Raw genomic sequence first — 16383 nt, 5'->3', positions numbered from 1 at the left:
CCTTTATGCGTCAACCTGATATCGAGATTTACCTGAAGGACACCGACGTCGACCACAAGCAGATTGCCCAGTGGTTGGTCGAGGCCTTGGGCCCGTGCACCGAATGGACCCAGAAAGGCCTGACCTGGAAATGCCAGGCCGGTAACATCCCGGTGACCTGGTTACCGAAGGCTGTAGGGAAATGGAACAGCCTCTACCTGGAAAGCGACCAGACCCCGTGGGAGGACGACATTGCCTGCGCACGCGCAGCCTTTGCCGCACTCAACGTCGAAGTGCGTTGTGCACCGGGCAGCTGGAGCGAAGAACACGGGGAGGAGGATGCCGACCGTTGGATCCGTATCAGCGCCGACGGTGAAGAGGAAATCACCTGGCGCACGCAGTAATACTGCGAGAGGGATGTAACACGAGCAATCGCATCAGGCTGCAAGTTCCACGGACAACTTGCAGCTTGAGGCTTGCCAACCAGCGCTTACAGGCCCACTACATCCTCGGCCTGGAGACCTTTCTGGCCTTGGGTGAGGTTGTATTCAACCTGCTGCCCTTCAACCAGCGAGCGATGCCCTTCACCACGAATCGCCCGATAGTGGACGAATACATCGGCCCCATCTTCGCGCTGAATGAAGCCATAACCCTTGGCATCGTTGAACCACTTTACATTCCCAGTCTCACGAGACGACATCTGAACTACTCCAGTTTTTTTATTGTGAAGATCGCCTTGCAGGCACTGGGTTTCCCCGTGCCGACGCCGCTTGCTGAAATATCCTGCAAGGGGCGGACCGAGTATATGACAGAGAACAAAGAAAATTCATGACAGGCCTGTTCAATGCAGTTTTTTGCTGAACTTGCGCAGATACGGCAGACTCACTGACTGCAAATCGATCCGAAATTCTTCCCAGGGCCCACACATCACATGACCCGTTCCCCCCTGCGCCGCTTGATCTTCGGCGCCCTGCGCCGCGTGCTTTACCTGTGGGTACGCTCCGAGACCATCAATCAGTCATCGCTGACCCTAAAGCTCGACCGCAGCCGCCCGGTGTTCTATGCCCTGCCCTCGCCGTCGCTGACCGACCTGGCGGTGCTCGACCGCGAATGCACCAAAGCGGGGCTGCCGCGGCCAGTGTTGCCCGTTGTGGTTGGCCCGCTGCACGAGCCTGCGGCGTTTTTCTATCTGACCCCGGAGCCGGACTGGCTCGGCCGCCACGACAAACGCGGCGCGCCGCCGACCTTGGAGCGGCTGGTCGAAGCAGTCAGCCAGCATGCCGAAGAAGACGCACAGATCATCCCGGTCAGCGTGTTCTGGGGGCAGACCCCGGCCAGTGAATCGAGCCCATGGAAGCTGCTGTTTGCCGACAGCTGGGCGGTAACCGGACGCCTGCGTCGCCTGCTCACCATCATCATGCTCGGGCGCAAGACCCGCGTGCAGTTCTCGGCGCCGATCCACCTGCGCGAGCTGGTCGAGCACAACAAGGGCCATGCGCGTACCGTGCGTATGGCCCAGCGCCTGATGCGCGTGCACTTTCGCAACCTCAAGAGCGCGGTCATCGGCCCGGACATTTCGCACCGGCGCAACCTGGTCAAAGGCCTGATCCACGACCAGCAGGTGCGTCAGGCCATCGCCGAGGAGGCAGAACGCGAGCAGATTCCGCTGGCGAAAGCCGAGGCGCGAGCGCTGCGCTACGGCAACGAAATTGCCTCGGACTACACCTATACCGCGATCCGCTTTCTTGAAGTGGTGCTGAGCTGGTTCTGGAACAAGATCTACGACGGCATCAAGGTCAACAACATCGAGCAGGTGCAAGGCATCGCTCCCGGTCACGAGGTGATCTATGTGCCCTGCCACCGCAGCCACATCGACTACCTGCTGCTGTCCTACCTGCTGTTTCGCAACGGCCTGACGCCACCGCACGTAGCCGCGGGCATCAACCTCAACATGCCGGTCATCGGCAGCCTGCTGCGCCGTGGCGGGGCGTTCTTCATGCGCCGTACGTTCAAGGGCAACCCGCTGTACACCGCGGTGTTCAACGAATACTTGCACACGCTGTTCACCAAGGGCTTCCCGGTCGAATACTTCGTCGAAGGCGGCCGCTCGCGCACCGGGCGCATGCTGCAGCCACGCACCGGCATGCTGGCGATTACCCTGCGCAGTTTCCTGCGCTCGTCGCGCACACCGATCGTGTTCGTGCCGGTTTACATCGGCTATGAGCGGGTGCTCGAAGGCCGCACCTACCTAGGCGAGCTGCGTGGGGCGAGCAAGAAAAAAGAATCCATCTTCGACATCTTCAAGGTCATCGGCGCGCTCAAACAGCGCTACGGCCAGGTGTCGGTCAACTTCGGCGAGCCGATCCGCCTGGCCAGCTTCCTCGATGAGCAGCGCCCAGGCTGGCGCGAAGAGGATCACGGCGAGCAGTTTCGTCCGGCCTGGTTGAACGACACCACCCACCGCCTGGGCGAAACCGTGGCCCGCCACCTCAACGAAGCCGCGGCGGTCAATCCGGTCAACCTGGTCGCGCTCGCATTGCTCTCGACCAGCCGTCACGCGCTCGACGAAAGCGCCCTTGTGCGGGTGCTCGACCTATACCTGAGCTTGCTGCGTGAAGTGCCCTATTCGGCGCATACCACCCTGCCTGAGGGCGATGGCATGGCCTTGATCAGCCACGTCAAAGGCATGAACCTGCTGTCCGAGCAGAACGATGCCATGGGCCGCATCCTCTATCTGGATGAAGCCAACGCGGTGCTGATGACCTATTACCGCAACAACGTACTGCACATCTTTGCCCTGCCGGCGCTGCTGGCGAGCTTCTTCCAGAGCAGCTCACGGATCAGCCGCGAGCTGATCGGCCAGTACGTCAAGGCGCTGTATCCGTACCTGCAAGCCGAGCTGTTCCTGCGCTGGACGCCCGAGCAACTCGACGAAACCATCGATCACTGGCTCGACGCGCTGGTTGCCCAAGGCCTGCTGCGGTTGGAAAACGGCGTCTACCTGCGCCCGGCACCGAGTTCGCGTGCGTTCGTATTGCTGACGCTGCTCTCGCGGACCATCACCCAGGCCCTGCAGCGCTATTACATGGCGACCTCACTGTTGGTCAACAACGGCCAGCAGACCCTGACCGCCGAGGAACTGGAAGACCTCTGCGTGATGATGGCCCAGCGGCTGTCGATCCTGCATGGCCTGAATGCACCGGAGTTCTTCGACAAGAGCCTGTTCCGCCACTTCATCCAGACCTTGCTCCAGCAAGGCGTGCTGCGGCCCGCCGGCAACGGCAAGCTCAGCCATCACGACAAGCTCGGCGAGCTGGCCGAAGGTGTGGCCAAGCGCGTGCTGTCGGCCGAGCTGCGCCTGTCGATTCGCCAGGTGGCGCTGCACCGCGAAATAGAAGGTGTGGAGCAAATCCCCACCTGAGTGCAAACCCTCGGCCGCGACTGCCGCGACCTTGGCAGGAAAATCCGCTACAGTCCCCGGGGTTGGTCACAAGCCGACCCCAGGACTACGGAGAATCCATGAAAAAGCTCTTTATGCTGTGCTGCGCCTCTCTGCTTGCAGCCTGCTCCAGCAACAGCCCGGCACCACAGGCCAGCCTTGATGGCGAAGTGTTCTACCTGCAGCGCATTGCCCTGCCGCCAGCCGCTACCCTCAGCGTCAGCTTGCAGGATGTATCGCTGATGGATGCCCCAGCCGTGACCTTGGCCAGCCAGGCTGGCCCGATCCAAGGCAACGTGCCGCTGCCGTTCCACCTGAGCTATGACCCTGCTCAGGTCAAACCGGGACACCGCTACGCGGTCAGTGCCCGCATCGAGTATCAAGGCCAACTATTGTTCATCAGCACCGAACAGCACAGCGTCGCGCTCGACGGCAGCGACCAGCAGCCGCTGCGGATCAAAGTCGACCCGGCTCGCTGAGCCCTGCACCTATTCACTGTCATAAGGAATAATCCATGATTCGCTCCTCCCTGCGCTTCGGCGGCCTCTGCGCTGGCCTGCTGTTGTCCGCCAGTGCGCTGGCGCTGTCGCTCGGCGACCTCAGCCAGCAGGACGCTACCGGCGGCCTGAAAGACGCCCTCACCCAAGGCGCCCAAGTGGCGATCAAGCAACTCGGCACCCCCGGTGGCTTCAGCAACAATCCCGACGTGCGCATCGAGCTGCCAGGCAACCTCGGCAAAGCCGCCAAGGCGATGAAGATGTTTGGCAAGGGCGACCAGGTGCAAGCGCTGGAAGACAGCATGAACAAGGCCGCCGAAGCCGCCGTGCCGCAGGCTCAGGCGATCCTCGTCGATGCGGTGAAGAAGATGACCGTGACCGATGCCAAGGGCATCCTCAGCGGCGGTGAAGACTCCGCCACGCAGTACCTGAACAAGAGCAGCCGCGAGCAGATCCGCGCCAAGTTCCTGCCGATCGTCAAGGCCGCCACCGACAAGGTCGGCGTCGTCCAGCAGTACAACAGCTTCGCCGGTCAAGCCTCGGCCCTGGGCCTTGGCAGCAGCAAGAGCGCCAACGTCGAAAGCTACGTCACCGAGAAGGCCCTCGATGGCCTGTTCGAAATGATTGCCAAGCAAGAGCAGAGCATTCGCCAGAACCCGGCGCAGGCCGCTACCAGCCTGGCCAAGAAAGTCTTCGGCGCCCTCTGAGGCCCTTCGCTGGCGCACCTGCTGCAGATTGGCAGCAGGTCCGCCCAGCGCCTCTTACGCTTCCTTCCTGACCTTGAACCATGCCGCATACAGCGCCGGCAGGAACAGCAGCGTCAGCACCGTGGCGACGATCAGGCCGCCCATGATCGCCACCGCCATCGGCCCGTAGAACACGCTGCGTGACAGCGGAATCATCGCCAGCACGGCGGCCAGTGCAGTCAGCACGATTGGCCGGAAGCGCCGCACCGTGGCTTCGATGATGGCTTGCCAGCGCTGCATGCCCGCGGCGATGTCCTGCTCGATCTGATCGATCAGGATCACCGAATTGCGCATGATCATCCCGGCCAGGGCAATGGTGCCGAGCATGGCCACGAAGCCGAACGGCTGGCGGAAGATCAGCAGGAACAGGGTCACCCCGATCAACCCCAGCGGTGCGGTGAGGAACACCATCACCGTGCGCGAGAAGCTGCGCAGCTGGATCATCAACAGGCTCAACACCACCACGATGAACAGCGGCATGCCGGCATTGACCGACTTCTGCCCGCGCTCGGAGTCCTCGACAGTGCCGCCGACCTCAAGCAGATAGCCGTCCGGCAAGCTGGCACGCACCTGCTGCAACGATGGCTCGATCTGCTTGACCAGCGTCGCCGGCTGCTGCTTGTCGTAGATATCGGCGCGCACGGTCACCGTTGGCAGGCGATTGCGATGCCAGATAATGCCTTCCTCGAAGCCGTACTCAAGAGTCGCCACCTGCGACAGCGCCACGCTCTGGCCGTTATCGGTCGGCACTGCGAGGCTTGCCAGGTTACCCAGGTCGCCACGCGCCTCGGCCGTGCCCCGCACCAGAATCTCGATCAGCTCGTTGTCTTCGCGGAACTGGCTGACCGAGCTGCCGGTCAACGAGCTGCGCAGGAAGCTCGCCAGCTGGGAAGTACTCACCCCCAGCGCGCGCGCACGCTCCTGGTCGATTTGCAGGAACACCGCCTTGCTCGGCTCTTCCCAGTCCAGGTGCACGTTGACTACGTGCGGGTTCTCCAGCACTTTGCTCGCCACTTCCCGGGCCAGCGCGCGGACCTTCTCGATGTGCTCGCCGGTGACCCGGAACTGCACCGGGTAACCTACCGGCGGGCCGTTTTCCAGGCGCGTGACGCGGGAGCGCAATTGCGGGAACTGCTCATCCAGGGTCGCGATCAACCAGCTACGCAGCGCCTCGCGATCTTCCAGGGATTTGGCCAGCACCACGAACTGGGCAAAACTGGCCGCCGGCAACTGCTGGTCCAGCGGCAGGTAGAAGCGCGGCGAGCCGGTGCCGATGTAGGCCACATAGTTGTCGATGCCGTCGTGGTTCTTGAGCAGGCCTTCGAGGCGCTTGACCTGTTCGGCGGAATTACTCAGCGAGGCGCCTTCGGCCAGCTTGAGGTCAATCATCAGCTCCGGCCGACCCGAGGCTGGGAAGAACTGCTGCGGCACGAAACGGAACAGCAGGATGCTGCCGACGAACGCGGCGATGGTCAGCAGGATCACCGTCTTGCGCCGGCGCACGCACCATTCCACCACTCGCCGCACACGTTGGTAAAACGGCGTCGCATAGGGGTCAGTGTGGCCGCGAGCGGCATGCAGCTTGGCCAGATCCGGCAGCAAACGCTCGCCCAGGTACGGCACGAACAGCACCGCCGCTACCCAGGAGGTCAGCAGGGCGATGGTCACCACCTGGAAAATCGAGCGAGTGTATTCGCCGGTACTGGAGGCCGCGGTGGCGATTGGCAAAAAGCCCGCCGCGGTAATCAGGGTGCCGGTGAGCATAGGGAACGCCGTGCTGGTCCAGGCGTAACTGGCCGCCTTGAGCCGGTCGTAGCCCTGCTCCATCTTGATCGCCATCATCTCCACAGCAATGATCGCGTCGTCGACCAACAGACCCAGGGCCAATACCAGCGCACCGAGGGAAATCTTGTGCAAGCCGATGCCGAAGTAGTGCATGGCGGCAAAGGTCATCGCCAGCACCAGCGGAATCGCCAGCGCCACCACCAGCCCGGTACGCAGCCCGAGCGAGAAGAAGCTCACCAGCAGCACGATCACCAACGCTTCGACCAGCACTTGCACGAACTCGCCGACCCCGGCCTTGACCGCCGCCGGCTGGTCAGACACCTTGCGCAGCTCCATACCAACTGGCAGGTTGTGCGCCAGCCGAGCGAACTCGACCTCCAGCGCCTTGCCCAGCACCAGGATATCGCCGCCGTCCTTCATCGCCACGGCCAGGCCGATGGCGTCTTCACCCATGAAGCGCATGCGCGGCGCCGGTGGGTCATTGAAGCCACGGTGCACCTCGGCGACATCGCCGATACGGAAGGTGCGCTCGCCGACCCGGATCGGGAATTGGCGGATCTGCTCGACACTGTCGAAGCGGCCACTGACGCGCAGTTGCAGGCGCTCGCTCGGGGTCTCGAAGAAGCCCGCGCTGCTCACCGCATTCTGCTCTTGCAGCGCCTGCTGCACGGCGGCCAGCGGCACGCCAAGGGTAGCCAGCTTGAGATTGGACAGCTCGATCCAGATCTTTTCATCCTGCAGGCCGATCAGCTCGACCTTGCCCACATCCTTGACCCGTTGCAGCTGGATCTGGATGCGGTCGGCGTAATCCTTGAGCACGGCGTAGTCAAAGCCTTCGCCAGACAACGCATAGATATTGCCGAAGGTGGTGCCGAACTCGTCATTGAAGAACGGCCCCTGGATCTCCGGCGGCAAGGTATGGCGGATATCCGCGACCTTCTTGCGGATCTGGTACCACAGCTCGGGGATGTCCTTGGAGTGCAACGAGTCGCGCGCCATGAAGGTGACCTGCGACTCGCCTGGGCGCGAGAACGAAACGATCTTTTCGTACTCGCCGGTTTCCATCAGCTTCTTTTCGATGCGCTCGGTAACCTGGCGCGACACCTCTTCGGCGCTCGCACCTGGCCAGATGGTACGGATGACCATGGCCTTGAAGGTAAACGGCGGATCCTCGCTCTGCCCCAGCTTGGTGTAGGACATCGCACCAATCGCGGCCAGCAGGATCATCAGGAACAGTACGATCTGGCGATTGCGCAGCGCCCAGGCGGAAAGGTTGAAACCCATCGGGACTTACTCCTTGGCCGCCAGATCCACATCACGATTACTGCGGTCGACCGGCCGCACCTGCTGGCCCTCGCGCAATACATGACCACCGGCAGCGACGATCCAGTCGCCCGGCGCCAGCCCGTCCAGCACCGGCACGCTGTCGGCGCCATAGGCACCCAGGCGCACCGCAACGCGCTGCAGGCGTTTGTCCTTGTCAACTCGCCACACGTAGGCCTGGCCCTGCTCGGCGGTCACCGCCGACAACGGCAGCGCCAATGCCGGCTGGCCTTCATGGGCGACGAACACTCGGGCGCTTTGGCCCAGCTCAGCCGGGGCCTTGCTCGAGTCAAAAGCGATGCGTGCGGCAAAGGTCCGCGAGCGCGGGTCGGCTGCCGGGGACAGTTCGCGGATGCGCGCGGGGTAATGCTGATTGGGCTGCGACCACAGTTCGACACTGACGGGCTGGCCGACGGCAAAGCGCGCGAACTGCTGCTCAGGCAGGCCGATGACCACTTCACGTTCGCCATCTGCTGCCAGGGTAAACACCGTCTGCCCTGCTGCGACGACCTGGCCGACCTCGACCTGACGCTTGGAAATCACCCCCGCCTGCGGCGCACGCAGCACTGCATAGTCGGCCTGGTTACCGGCCACATCAGCTTCGGCCTGAGCCTGCTTGAGGCGGGCGAGGCCTGCGCGGTAGAGGTTTTCGGCGTTGTCGAACTGCGAGCGGCTGACCATCTGCCGGTCGAGCAATTTCTGATAACGCTCACGTTCGGTCTGCACCAGCGCCAGGTTGGCCTGCGCGGCGGCAAGCTGGGCACGGTTGGCTTGCAATTGCAGGCGTACATCCTGTGGGTCGAGCTCGGCCAGTGGCTGATCGGCCTTGACCCGCTGGCCCTCTTCCACCAGGCGCTTGCTGACTTTGCCGCCAATGCGGAAGGCCAGCTCAGGCTCGAAGCGGGCGCGCACTTCGCCGGGGTAGCTGTAGGCGGCGGCGCTGGCCGGCTGCGGCTGCACCACCAGGGCCGGACGCGGCGCGACGGGCGGCGCGGTCTCCTGACCACAGGCGGCCAGCAGCAAGGCTGCAGCGGCGGGCAAAGCGATTGACCAGGCATGACGCAACATGATGGGGGACCGTCCGTGTAAGGCGCTTCTAATATTTATACTGGCGAGTATATTAAATCAGCTGTGCGGTGGCGGGAAGTCGGTGAAAGGTAGAAATTATTGGGTGGTGGTTAGTGTATGTGGATGCTGGGCATCTGGCTGCGCGGGGCCGGATTGCGCCTATGAGAGGGTGGACTTATCCGATTCATAAGTGATGGTTCCGGCCCCTTCGCTGCGCTACGGGATTCCCTCGCTCCGGTCTTGCTCCAGAAGTCGCAGGTTGATCAAGATCAAGAGCGAAAGTCAAAAGCAGCGGCCCAAGAGGCCCAGTACAGCGCGGTCCTCCCGGGAGCAAGACCGGAGCGAGGGAATCCCGCAGAGCAGAGCAAAGGCAACCACCATAAATCCCGAAGCTAACCAAAGCGCTCAAGCCTACAAGGCGCCAAATCAGCAGCCTCCACGCCACTCACAATCTCCGCCCCCACCAAACGCCCCACGGTAGCAGCCAAAGTAACCCCAGGGTGCATCACACAAACGTACACCCCACCGATGCCCGGCACATACCCAACAAGCGGCGCACCATCACTCGGCACAGGCCGCAAACCAACACAAGCCTCCACGACGTCGAGCGAAGCAACGCCATGCAACTCACTCTTGATCGCCCCAGCGACTCTGAGCGCAATCGCCCCCGGCCGGTTATCGACCGCATCATCCAGATAATCCTCCGCCGCCAGCAGGCTTCCATCCTTGCCCTGCCGCACCTCCATCGCCGCATTGGACACAATCCCCCTGACCAGCCGACTGGGCGACCTGTAGCGGATATAGATGGCAGGTGAGGCCTCCAGCGCAAGCGAGTAACCCAAAGAGCCCATCAGCGCCGTAATACCCGTACCAGCTGCAAGCACCACTAGATCAGCATCGATTACCCCGCTGCTGGTTCGCACACCCGAGACGCGATCAGCGCTTTCGGTGAACCCCAGTACCTGGGTCCCTTCCATAAGCCTGGCACCATGACCCCGAGCACCTTCAATCAGCGCCCAGGTAACATCGACCGCGTTCAGTGCCCCCTCCTCTGCTGCATAAACAGCCTGAACAGGTGGATGCTTGAGATTCGGCTCCAGAGCCAGAATCTCAGCACAAGAGACTGTTGCGACTCCAGCAGACTTGGCACAAGCAGCCGGCATCGGCGAAATGCCATAGGTCAGCGCCCCTGTCCACTGCACATTCAGCCCCGGCAACTCCGCCTCGAGGCGGCGGTAGTCAGCGATCGCAGCGGCTCGCAGCGGTGCGGCCGGGTCTGCGCCGCTGCAGCAGGTATTGATCCATGCAAAGGACGTCGATGTCACACCAGACGCCACCCGCCCTGCTTCCACTATGGTGACCCGCACACCCAGCCGTGAGAGATGATAAGCCACGGAGGCCCCCACAATACCCGCCCCAACCACCACAACTGTCATCGCCGAACCTGTGTTCATCGTGCTCTCCTTGTCACCCGTGCGCATGACTATGTCTCACTAGCAGAACAGGATCTACAGCTGGTCCGCGGGCGCTGCTACAGCTACGGCCACAATGACGCATGCCGGGAAACGACGATGCCCACGCTCCTCAGAGAGAAACGCGGGCATCGGAGAACAGCTGAGGTAAGTTACTTGGCGACGACCGCACTGCCCGCCTGTTTCTCGAGTTGACGTTTGCGGCCGATTACCAGGACCGCGATGCCAGCCACACTACACAACGCCGCCAACGGCTCGGCCTGGTCAACGCCATCCCTTACGGCGTTGCCTCGGTTGATCTGATGCGCAGCCTGGGCTACAAGCCTGACGGCTCGGCTTGACGATTGATCGACCACTACAGCCGTAGCGCCTTTGAACCGGTAAGATGGCTTCCTGTTCACCAAGATGCAGACCCTGATGCCAAACGACGCACCCATCGGCCCTGGCCGGCCGAAGGACCTAGCCAAACGCGAGGCCATCCTTGAAGCTGCCAAAGCGCTATTCCTGAGCCTTGGCTACGCCAACACCAGCATGGATGCGGTCGCCACGGCGGCAGGTGTTTCAAAACTGACGGTCTACAGCCATTTCACCGACAAGCAGACCCTGTTCGGCTCGGCGGTGATGGCGACCTGCCAAAGCCAATTGCCGGAGCTGATATTCGAGCTGCCCGACGGTGTGCCGATTGACCAGGTGCTGCTGAACATCGCGCGAAACTTCCACGCGCTGATCAGCAGCGACGAGTCGGTCAAGCTGAGCCGGCTGATCATGGCCCAAGGCAGCCATGACCCAAGTTTTGGCCAGTATTTCTATGAGGCCGGGCCCAAACGGATTCTTGCCGAAATGGAAGCACTGCTACGCAATGCCGCTGACCGTGGCTTGTTGCGCGTCGACAGCCCGTGGCGAGCGGCCGAACACTTCTTCTGCCTGATCAAGGGCGCGCCGGATTATCGCTTGCTGCTCGGCTGCGCGCCGCCGTTGGTAGGCGCAGAGGCCGAGGCGCATGTGCGCGAGGTAGTCGAGCTGTTTGTGCGGGCGTACGCGCCTTAGGCCTTGAGGGCTTTTTTCGGGTAGATGTCGTAGCGACTCGATTTGCCTTCCAGGCTGTGGCTGGGCTTGGGCCCGTCAATGATCGGCGCCTTGCGCGGGCGCTTGACCACTACGCGATGGCTGGCCAGTGCCAGCGCGGCAGCCAATAACGCCGGAGCATCGAGGTCGTCGCCCACCAGCGGGCGGAACACACGCATCTCTTTTTTCACCAGCGCGGTCTTCTCTCGATGGGGGAACATCGGGTCGAGGTAGATCACCTGGGGTGGCTCCCCTTGCCAGGCGTGCATGGTGTCGATGGCGTTGCCGACCAGCAAGCGCATGCGCTCGACGATGGACCCGACTTCATGGTCGTCACGCGCGCGCTGCAGGCCGTCGGCGAGCAACGCGGCAACCAGCGGCTGGCGCTCGATCAGGGTCATCTGGCAACCGAGGCTGGCCAGCACGAAGGCGTCCTTGCCCAGGCCGGCAGTGGCATCCAGTACCTGCGGGCGCACGCCCTGGGCCACGCCGACCGCCTTGGCGATCATCTGCCCGCTGCCGCCGCCAAACAGGCGCCGGTGCGCGGCTTGACCTTCAACGAAGTCGACCCGCACCGGCCCTGGCGCCTGCGCTCCGAGCTGCTGCAGTTGCAGGCCGTCGGCGCCGATCTGCAGCGCCACGGCGGCGCTGTCGTCGTTCAGCGGCAAACCCAGTTGCACAGCCCACTGCTGCGCCTGGGCCTGGTACTCGGGCGCCAACGCCTCGACTGTGATGCCCGTGCCCTGCTCTTGCTCTACCATCCGATCCTGCACCCGAAAAAATTAATGAAACCCCGGCCACGGCCGATAAACGCAGTATCCGCTATTGTGCCAGAGCTGAACCGCCGCGACTGCCATGACAGACACTCTTCCCATCGGCTTGACCTACCTGTCGCCTGTCGGCAACTACGGTCGGCAGAATACCCAGGCACTCGGTGGCGTCAGCCATCTGTGGCAGGATTTCTTCGCCCGAGCGATGGCCGACCAAAGTGCTGTCGAAGTGGACCCGGTCAGCCAGGCGCTGCAGCAGCATGACCAGGTCAGTGGTGAGCCCACCGGCGGCGCCCGCGCCCTGGCATTGATCGACCTACAGCGTAGCTGTCAGGTCAGCGACACCGAGGTCAAGCCACCCGAGCCGCTGTTTCTGCCCAAGGCGGAGCTTGAAGCCGCACTGCTCGAACCTGCACCCGAGCCGTTCAGCGCCGCCGAGATGATCGAGCAGCAGCGCGATCTGGACCTTAACAACAGCTGGTTACGCCCGGTCGTCATGCACCAGGGCCAGCCGCTGCCAACGCCTGGCGCCGCCCCCGCGCCGCGCCCGCTGTACCTGCCGATTGCCGAATTCGACATGGACTTGCTCGACCCGGCGCCGGAGCCATTCGATCAGCCGACCCTGACGCTGCAGCAGCACGACCTTGAGTTCGACATGCACTGGGCACGCCCGGTGGTGCTGAACAACGTGCGCGTACATGCCTAACGGCAGACCTGCCAGACGCCCATGTCCAGGTGAAAATGATTGTGATGAGCAGCGTTGTAGTCCGGGCCTAGCACCGTACTGAAGCTGGCACATGCAGCCTTGCGCACCTCGCGCAGAAACTCAGCCTTTTGCCCGCCAACCTGCCAGTCCTGCGCCAGCACGATGCGCTGGCCATCCTTGAGCCGAAAAGCGCTGATATCGAGGGCGTTGGCCGTCGCATGCTGGCTCAGGCGCCCTTCCTTGCGGTTGTACACATTGCGACAGGCAAAGCTGCCAAGGTGCTCAACCCTTGTCACCGGCTGGCCAAACACGCGCTGCGCGGCCGGCTGCAAGCCATGGGTCTCGAACAAGGCATAGGCCACCGCCAGCGGGCAGCTTGCGAGGAAACTGCTACTCAGGCTGGCCTGGCCTGCCTCGACCCGCCACACATTGCTCAACGGGCAGCGCGCGCTGGCCGGGCTGTCGGCCTGGGCGCGATAACGCAGGCCGGAGCTTTGCAGGGCTTGTTCGCACAGGGCTGGATCCTGGCGCAGCCGCGACAGCTTGTACGCGGTCAACCAGTTAGGCGGCTGGCGTACGTCGAGCGCTGCCCATGGGTTCCAGGCGGCAGGCGGGCGCCAGCCCAGGTACCAGGCTTGCGCCGCCGCCAGAGAGAGGATGAACAGCAGCCAACCGAGCCAGCGCATCTGGGCTTAGCGACGGAACAGATCGTTGAGCTGAGCAAACGGCATGCTCTGCTCGGCGTAACTGAAGGTGCCCTGCTCGCGGATTTCCAGCGCTGCCCGCTGCAGCGCGCCAAAGGCCGCGCGGGCCAGCGACGAGCCGACGCTGATGCGGCGCACGCCAAGGTCCTGCAGCTGGTTGACGTTCAATCGCACGCCAGCCAGGCCCATCAGCACGTTGACCGGCTTGGGTGCCAGCGCCTGCACCACCGCGCGCACTTCGTCGGCGCTGCGCAGGCCTGGTGCGTAGAGCACATCGGCCCCCGCTTCGGCGTAGGCCTGCAAGCGCAGGATGGTGTCGTCGAGGTCCATCCGCTCATGCAGCAGGTTTTCCGCGCGGGCGCACAGGGTGAAGGTGAACGGCAGGCTACGCGCGGCCTGGGCGGCGGCACGGATCCGCTCCACGGCCAGGCCCATGTCATAGATGGGGGCATCGCTGCGGGTAGTGGCGTCCTCGATCGAGCCGCCCACCAGGCCCGCCTCGGCCGCGCGCAGGATCGCCTGGGCGCAGTCTTCAGGCAAGTCGCCAAAGCCGTTTTCCAGGTCGGCGGCGACTGGCAAGGCGCTCGCATCGACGATGGCGCGGGCGTTATCCAAGGTATCGTCCAGGCTCAGCGCACCCTCGGCATCGGCGCGGCCGAGGCTGAAGGCAAGGCCGGCACTGGTGGTCGCCAGCGCTTCGAAGCCCATGCTGGCCAGGAGTTTGGCCGAGCCGGCGTCCCAGGGATTGGCCATGACAAAGGCACCGTCACGCTCATGCAGCGCCTTGAAGGCCTCAGCTCGCAGGGTTTGTACATCCATGATCACTGGCTCCGGCAGATTGACGAGTGGTCAGAGTAGACCCAGCTGTTCGACCTCAGGCGCTCGTGGCAATTCCGCCAGTGCTGGCAACCCCGGCAGACGCTCGCTCAAGCGCTGGTGAAAGTGCTGAGCCAGGGCCGCCGCTTGCTGGTTATCGGAAGTATGCAGAAACACATAAGGGCTCAGGCCGGCTTCGATCCACTCGGCGACCTTGCTCACCCAGGGCGTCAGGAACGGCTCGTTGCCAATCACTTCAGGCTGGCCGATGAAGCGCACCTGTGGGTGCTGGCTGAAAGCAGCCGGACGCGCTGGTACGCGAGGCTTCTTGCTCTGCGCATGCAACACGGCAGGCTCGCGTGAGGTGCAGCTGAACAACGCACGCGAGTCCAGACAGATGCGCTCGACACCCATGCCATGCAGCAGACGATTGAGCGACCGCTCTTCTTCGCCGCGAGCGAAAAAAGCGTCGTTACGCACCTCGACTGCAACCGGCACGCCGATCTCTTGCAGAAAGTACGCAAGCTCGGGCAACCGCGAAGGGCCAAAGGTGGCCGGCAACTGCAGCCAGTACGGCGCGACCCGCCCACCCAGCGGCGCCATCAGCCGGGTAAAGGCCAACCCTGCCTCAAGTTGCTCACGTAGATCAGCGCCATGGCTGACTTCACGCGGGAATTTAGCGGTGAAGCGAAAGCCGGGCGGCATGATCTGCGCCCAGCGTTCTACCGTGGACGGTGCCGGGCTGGCATAAAAGGTGGTATTGCCTTCGACGGCGTTGAAGACCTGGCTGTACAGCGCAAGGTAGTCAGTGACGCGGGCATCGGCGGGGTAGAGATAGTCGCGCCAGGCGCTTTCGCTCCAGGACGGGCAACCGAGAAAGTATGGCAGGGGCGATGGCTTCATCCATCAAATGTACAGATCAAGCCCCAACACTTCCATATCCCAATCGGTGAATCCTGCAGTCGCCATGTAGCTGGCCAGAGCGGTTGCAGTGCGCCGGTCGCGGGCGCGGGGGAAAACCATGTCCTGCTGGCGGGCGGGCAAGCCACCCGCGCTGCGGCGAGTGCGGGTTTCCTGCGCGACCTCGGACTCTTCGATCAGCTCGGCATCTTCGACTGCTTCGTCACGCACCGGAGCCTTGCGCGGTGCGCGCTTGATCGGATAGGACTGCGGTGAAAAGCCGTCGATACGCATGAAATGAACACTCAGGATCAATGATGGCAATTTAGCAGCATCAGAGATCCATCGCTAATGCCGTTGTGATAACTGGACCACAGTTCTCACCAAAGGTTTAGCGCAAAAGTAAGCAGCCGACGAACAGCCGCTTAAACCGCCTTGGGCGTGGCCACGTTATCGCGCAGATAAACCGGTTGCGCCTGGTCGGCGGCGACCGCTTCACCGCGGGCCCAGGCAAACCCGGCCAGGCTCAGCACATCGAGCGCGCTGGGCAGCAAGCCGGTGTCCATGGCGCTGACAGGTACCGCCAGGCGCTCGTGGTAAACCCAGCCAGTGCCGGCGCCGAACCAGTCGCCGCTGCTACCATCCGGCAGCGCTACCCGCTCCGGCGGCAGCACCGCTTCGCGGCCAACCAGGCGCATCTCGCCAGCAGAGGCCTGATAGCAGCCCCAGTAGACTTCATCCATGCGCGCATCGATGGCTGCGGCAACCTGAGCGATGCCACGCTCACGCAACACGCCTTGGGCCAGCGCGGCGAGATTGGAAACCGGCAGCACCGGCCGCTCCAGGGCGAAGGCCAGGCCCTGGACCACGCCAATGGCAATGCGCACGCCGGTGAAGGCGCCAGGGCCGCGACCGAAGGCGATGGCGTCGACAGCGCTCAGCGCCACGCCCGCGTCGGCCAGCAACTGCTTGATCATCGGCAGCAGCTTTTGCGCGTGCAGACGCGGGATGACCTCATAGTGGCTGGTGACCTTGCCGTCATGCAGCAATGCAACGGAACAGGCTTCGGTGGCGGTATCCAGGGCCAGCAAGGTGGTCATCGAACGGGTTTCC

The 16383-nt window shown here is 63.3% G+C and carries 17 protein-coding genes; 7 read left to right on the top strand and 10 right to left on the bottom strand.

The features are described from left to right. Positions 1 to 5: 5 nt before the first annotated feature. Positions 6 to 383 (top strand): hypothetical protein, encoded by a 378-nt coding sequence (locus K3F44_RS01115; protein WP_150570837.1) that lies wholly within the window; start codon positions 6 to 8, stop codon positions 381 to 383. A gap of 86 nt (positions 384 to 469) precedes the next feature. Here K3F44_RS01115 and K3F44_RS01110 read toward each other — a convergent pair whose 3' ends face one another. Next, the gene (locus tag K3F44_RS01110; RefSeq protein ID WP_101317205.1) at positions 470 to 679 is read right to left on the bottom strand and encodes a cold-shock protein; all 210 of its coding nucleotides are present in this window, start codon (positions 677 to 679) and stop codon (positions 470 to 472) included. A gap of 231 nt (positions 680 to 910) precedes the next feature. Here K3F44_RS01110 and plsB point away from each other — a divergent pair, with 231 nt between their 5' ends. The 3 genes from plsB (at position 911) to K3F44_RS01095 (ending at position 4622) form a co-directional block, all read left to right on the top strand. Further along, entirely contained in the window at positions 911 to 3400 is a 2490-nt protein-coding gene (plsB, locus tag K3F44_RS01105) for a glycerol-3-phosphate 1-O-acyltransferase PlsB (protein WP_220633201.1), read from the top strand. A 98-nt stretch (positions 3401 to 3498) separates the two neighbouring features. Then, entirely contained in the window at positions 3499 to 3897 is a 399-nt protein-coding gene (locus K3F44_RS01100; protein ID WP_101317201.1) for a YbaY family lipoprotein, read from the top strand. Between the two features lie 35 nt (positions 3898 to 3932). Further along, the gene (locus tag K3F44_RS01095) at positions 3933 to 4622 is read left to right on the top strand and encodes a DUF4197 domain-containing protein (RefSeq protein ID WP_101317199.1); all 690 of its coding nucleotides are present in this window, start codon (positions 3933 to 3935) and stop codon (positions 4620 to 4622) included. Between the two features lie 54 nt (positions 4623 to 4676). On the opposite strand, the gene K3F44_RS01090 is transcribed toward K3F44_RS01095, so the two are convergent. The 3 genes from K3F44_RS01090 to K3F44_RS01080 form a co-directional block, all read right to left on the bottom strand. After that, a complete protein-coding gene (locus K3F44_RS01090) occupies positions 4677 to 7730 on the bottom strand; it encodes an efflux RND transporter permease subunit (RefSeq protein ID WP_220633200.1) in 3054 nt (1017 codons plus the stop codon). Positions 7731 to 7736: 6 nt separating this feature from the next. Next, positions 7737 to 8837, bottom strand: coding sequence for an efflux RND transporter periplasmic adaptor subunit (locus K3F44_RS01085; protein WP_220633199.1), 1101 nt, complete (start codon positions 8835 to 8837; stop codon positions 7737 to 7739). 392 nt (positions 8838 to 9229) lie between these two features. Beyond that, the gene (locus K3F44_RS01080) at positions 9230 to 10291 is read right to left on the bottom strand and encodes an FAD-binding oxidoreductase (protein ID WP_220633198.1); all 1062 of its coding nucleotides are present in this window, start codon (positions 10289 to 10291) and stop codon (positions 9230 to 9232) included. Between the two features lie 209 nt (positions 10292 to 10500). Here K3F44_RS01080 and K3F44_RS01075 point away from each other — a divergent pair, with 209 nt between their 5' ends. Both K3F44_RS01075 and K3F44_RS01070 read left to right on the top strand, forming a co-directional pair. Continuing rightward, positions 10501 to 10650 (top strand): hypothetical protein, encoded by a 150-nt coding sequence (locus K3F44_RS01075; RefSeq protein ID WP_220633197.1) that lies wholly within the window; start codon positions 10501 to 10503, stop codon positions 10648 to 10650. A gap of 64 nt (positions 10651 to 10714) precedes the next feature. Next, positions 10715 to 11356 (top strand): TetR/AcrR family transcriptional regulator, encoded by a 642-nt coding sequence (locus K3F44_RS01070; protein WP_220633196.1) that lies wholly within the window; start codon positions 10715 to 10717, stop codon positions 11354 to 11356. Here the strand turns inward: K3F44_RS01070 and K3F44_RS01065 are convergent. Continuing rightward, a complete protein-coding gene (locus K3F44_RS01065) occupies positions 11353 to 12135 on the bottom strand; it encodes a class I SAM-dependent methyltransferase (RefSeq protein WP_188035513.1) in 783 nt (260 codons plus the stop codon). The genes K3F44_RS01070 and K3F44_RS01065 overlap by 4 nt on opposite strands. Before the next feature lie 94 nt (positions 12136 to 12229). Between K3F44_RS01065 and K3F44_RS01060 the strand changes: the two genes are divergently transcribed. Next, positions 12230 to 12850 (top strand): energy transducer TonB, encoded by a 621-nt coding sequence (locus K3F44_RS01060; protein ID WP_101317188.1) that lies wholly within the window; start codon positions 12230 to 12232, stop codon positions 12848 to 12850. On the opposite strand, the gene K3F44_RS01055 is transcribed toward K3F44_RS01060, so the two are convergent. The 5 genes from K3F44_RS01055 to tsaB form a co-directional block, all read right to left on the bottom strand. Further along, positions 12847 to 13536 (bottom strand): extensin family protein, encoded by a 690-nt coding sequence (locus tag K3F44_RS01055; RefSeq protein ID WP_101317186.1) that lies wholly within the window; start codon positions 13534 to 13536, stop codon positions 12847 to 12849. The genes K3F44_RS01060 and K3F44_RS01055 overlap by 4 nt on opposite strands. 6 nt (positions 13537 to 13542) lie before the next feature. After that, positions 13543 to 14373 carry an oxaloacetate decarboxylase gene (locus K3F44_RS01050; RefSeq protein WP_150571537.1) on the bottom strand — a complete coding sequence of 277 codons (831 nt, stop codon included), beginning with the start codon at positions 14371 to 14373 and terminating at the stop codon, positions 13543 to 13545. 30 nt (positions 14374 to 14403) lie between these two features. Next, positions 14404 to 15273, bottom strand: a complete 870-nt coding sequence (locus K3F44_RS01045; RefSeq protein ID WP_220633195.1) for a DUF72 domain-containing protein — start codon at positions 15271 to 15273, stop codon at positions 14404 to 14406. 3 nt (positions 15274 to 15276) lie between these two features. After that, the gene (locus K3F44_RS01040) at positions 15277 to 15564 is read right to left on the bottom strand and encodes a hypothetical protein (RefSeq protein WP_101317179.1); all 288 of its coding nucleotides are present in this window, start codon (positions 15562 to 15564) and stop codon (positions 15277 to 15279) included. Between the two features lie 131 nt (positions 15565 to 15695). Then, positions 15696 to 16370 carry a tRNA (adenosine(37)-N6)-threonylcarbamoyltransferase complex dimerization subunit type 1 TsaB gene (gene tsaB, locus K3F44_RS01035; RefSeq protein ID WP_101317177.1) on the bottom strand — a complete coding sequence of 225 codons (675 nt, stop codon included), beginning with the start codon at positions 16368 to 16370 and terminating at the stop codon, positions 15696 to 15698. Between the last annotated feature and the right edge of the window lie 13 nt (positions 16371 to 16383).

The sequence above is a fragment of the Pseudomonas sp. S07E 245 genome, assembly GCF_019599025.1.
Lineage (GTDB): Bacteria > Pseudomonadota > Gammaproteobacteria > Pseudomonadales > Pseudomonadaceae > Aquipseudomonas > Aquipseudomonas shirazensis.
Note: the sequence above shows the minus strand (reverse complement) of the source record. Positions and strands in the feature narration are given on the sequence as shown.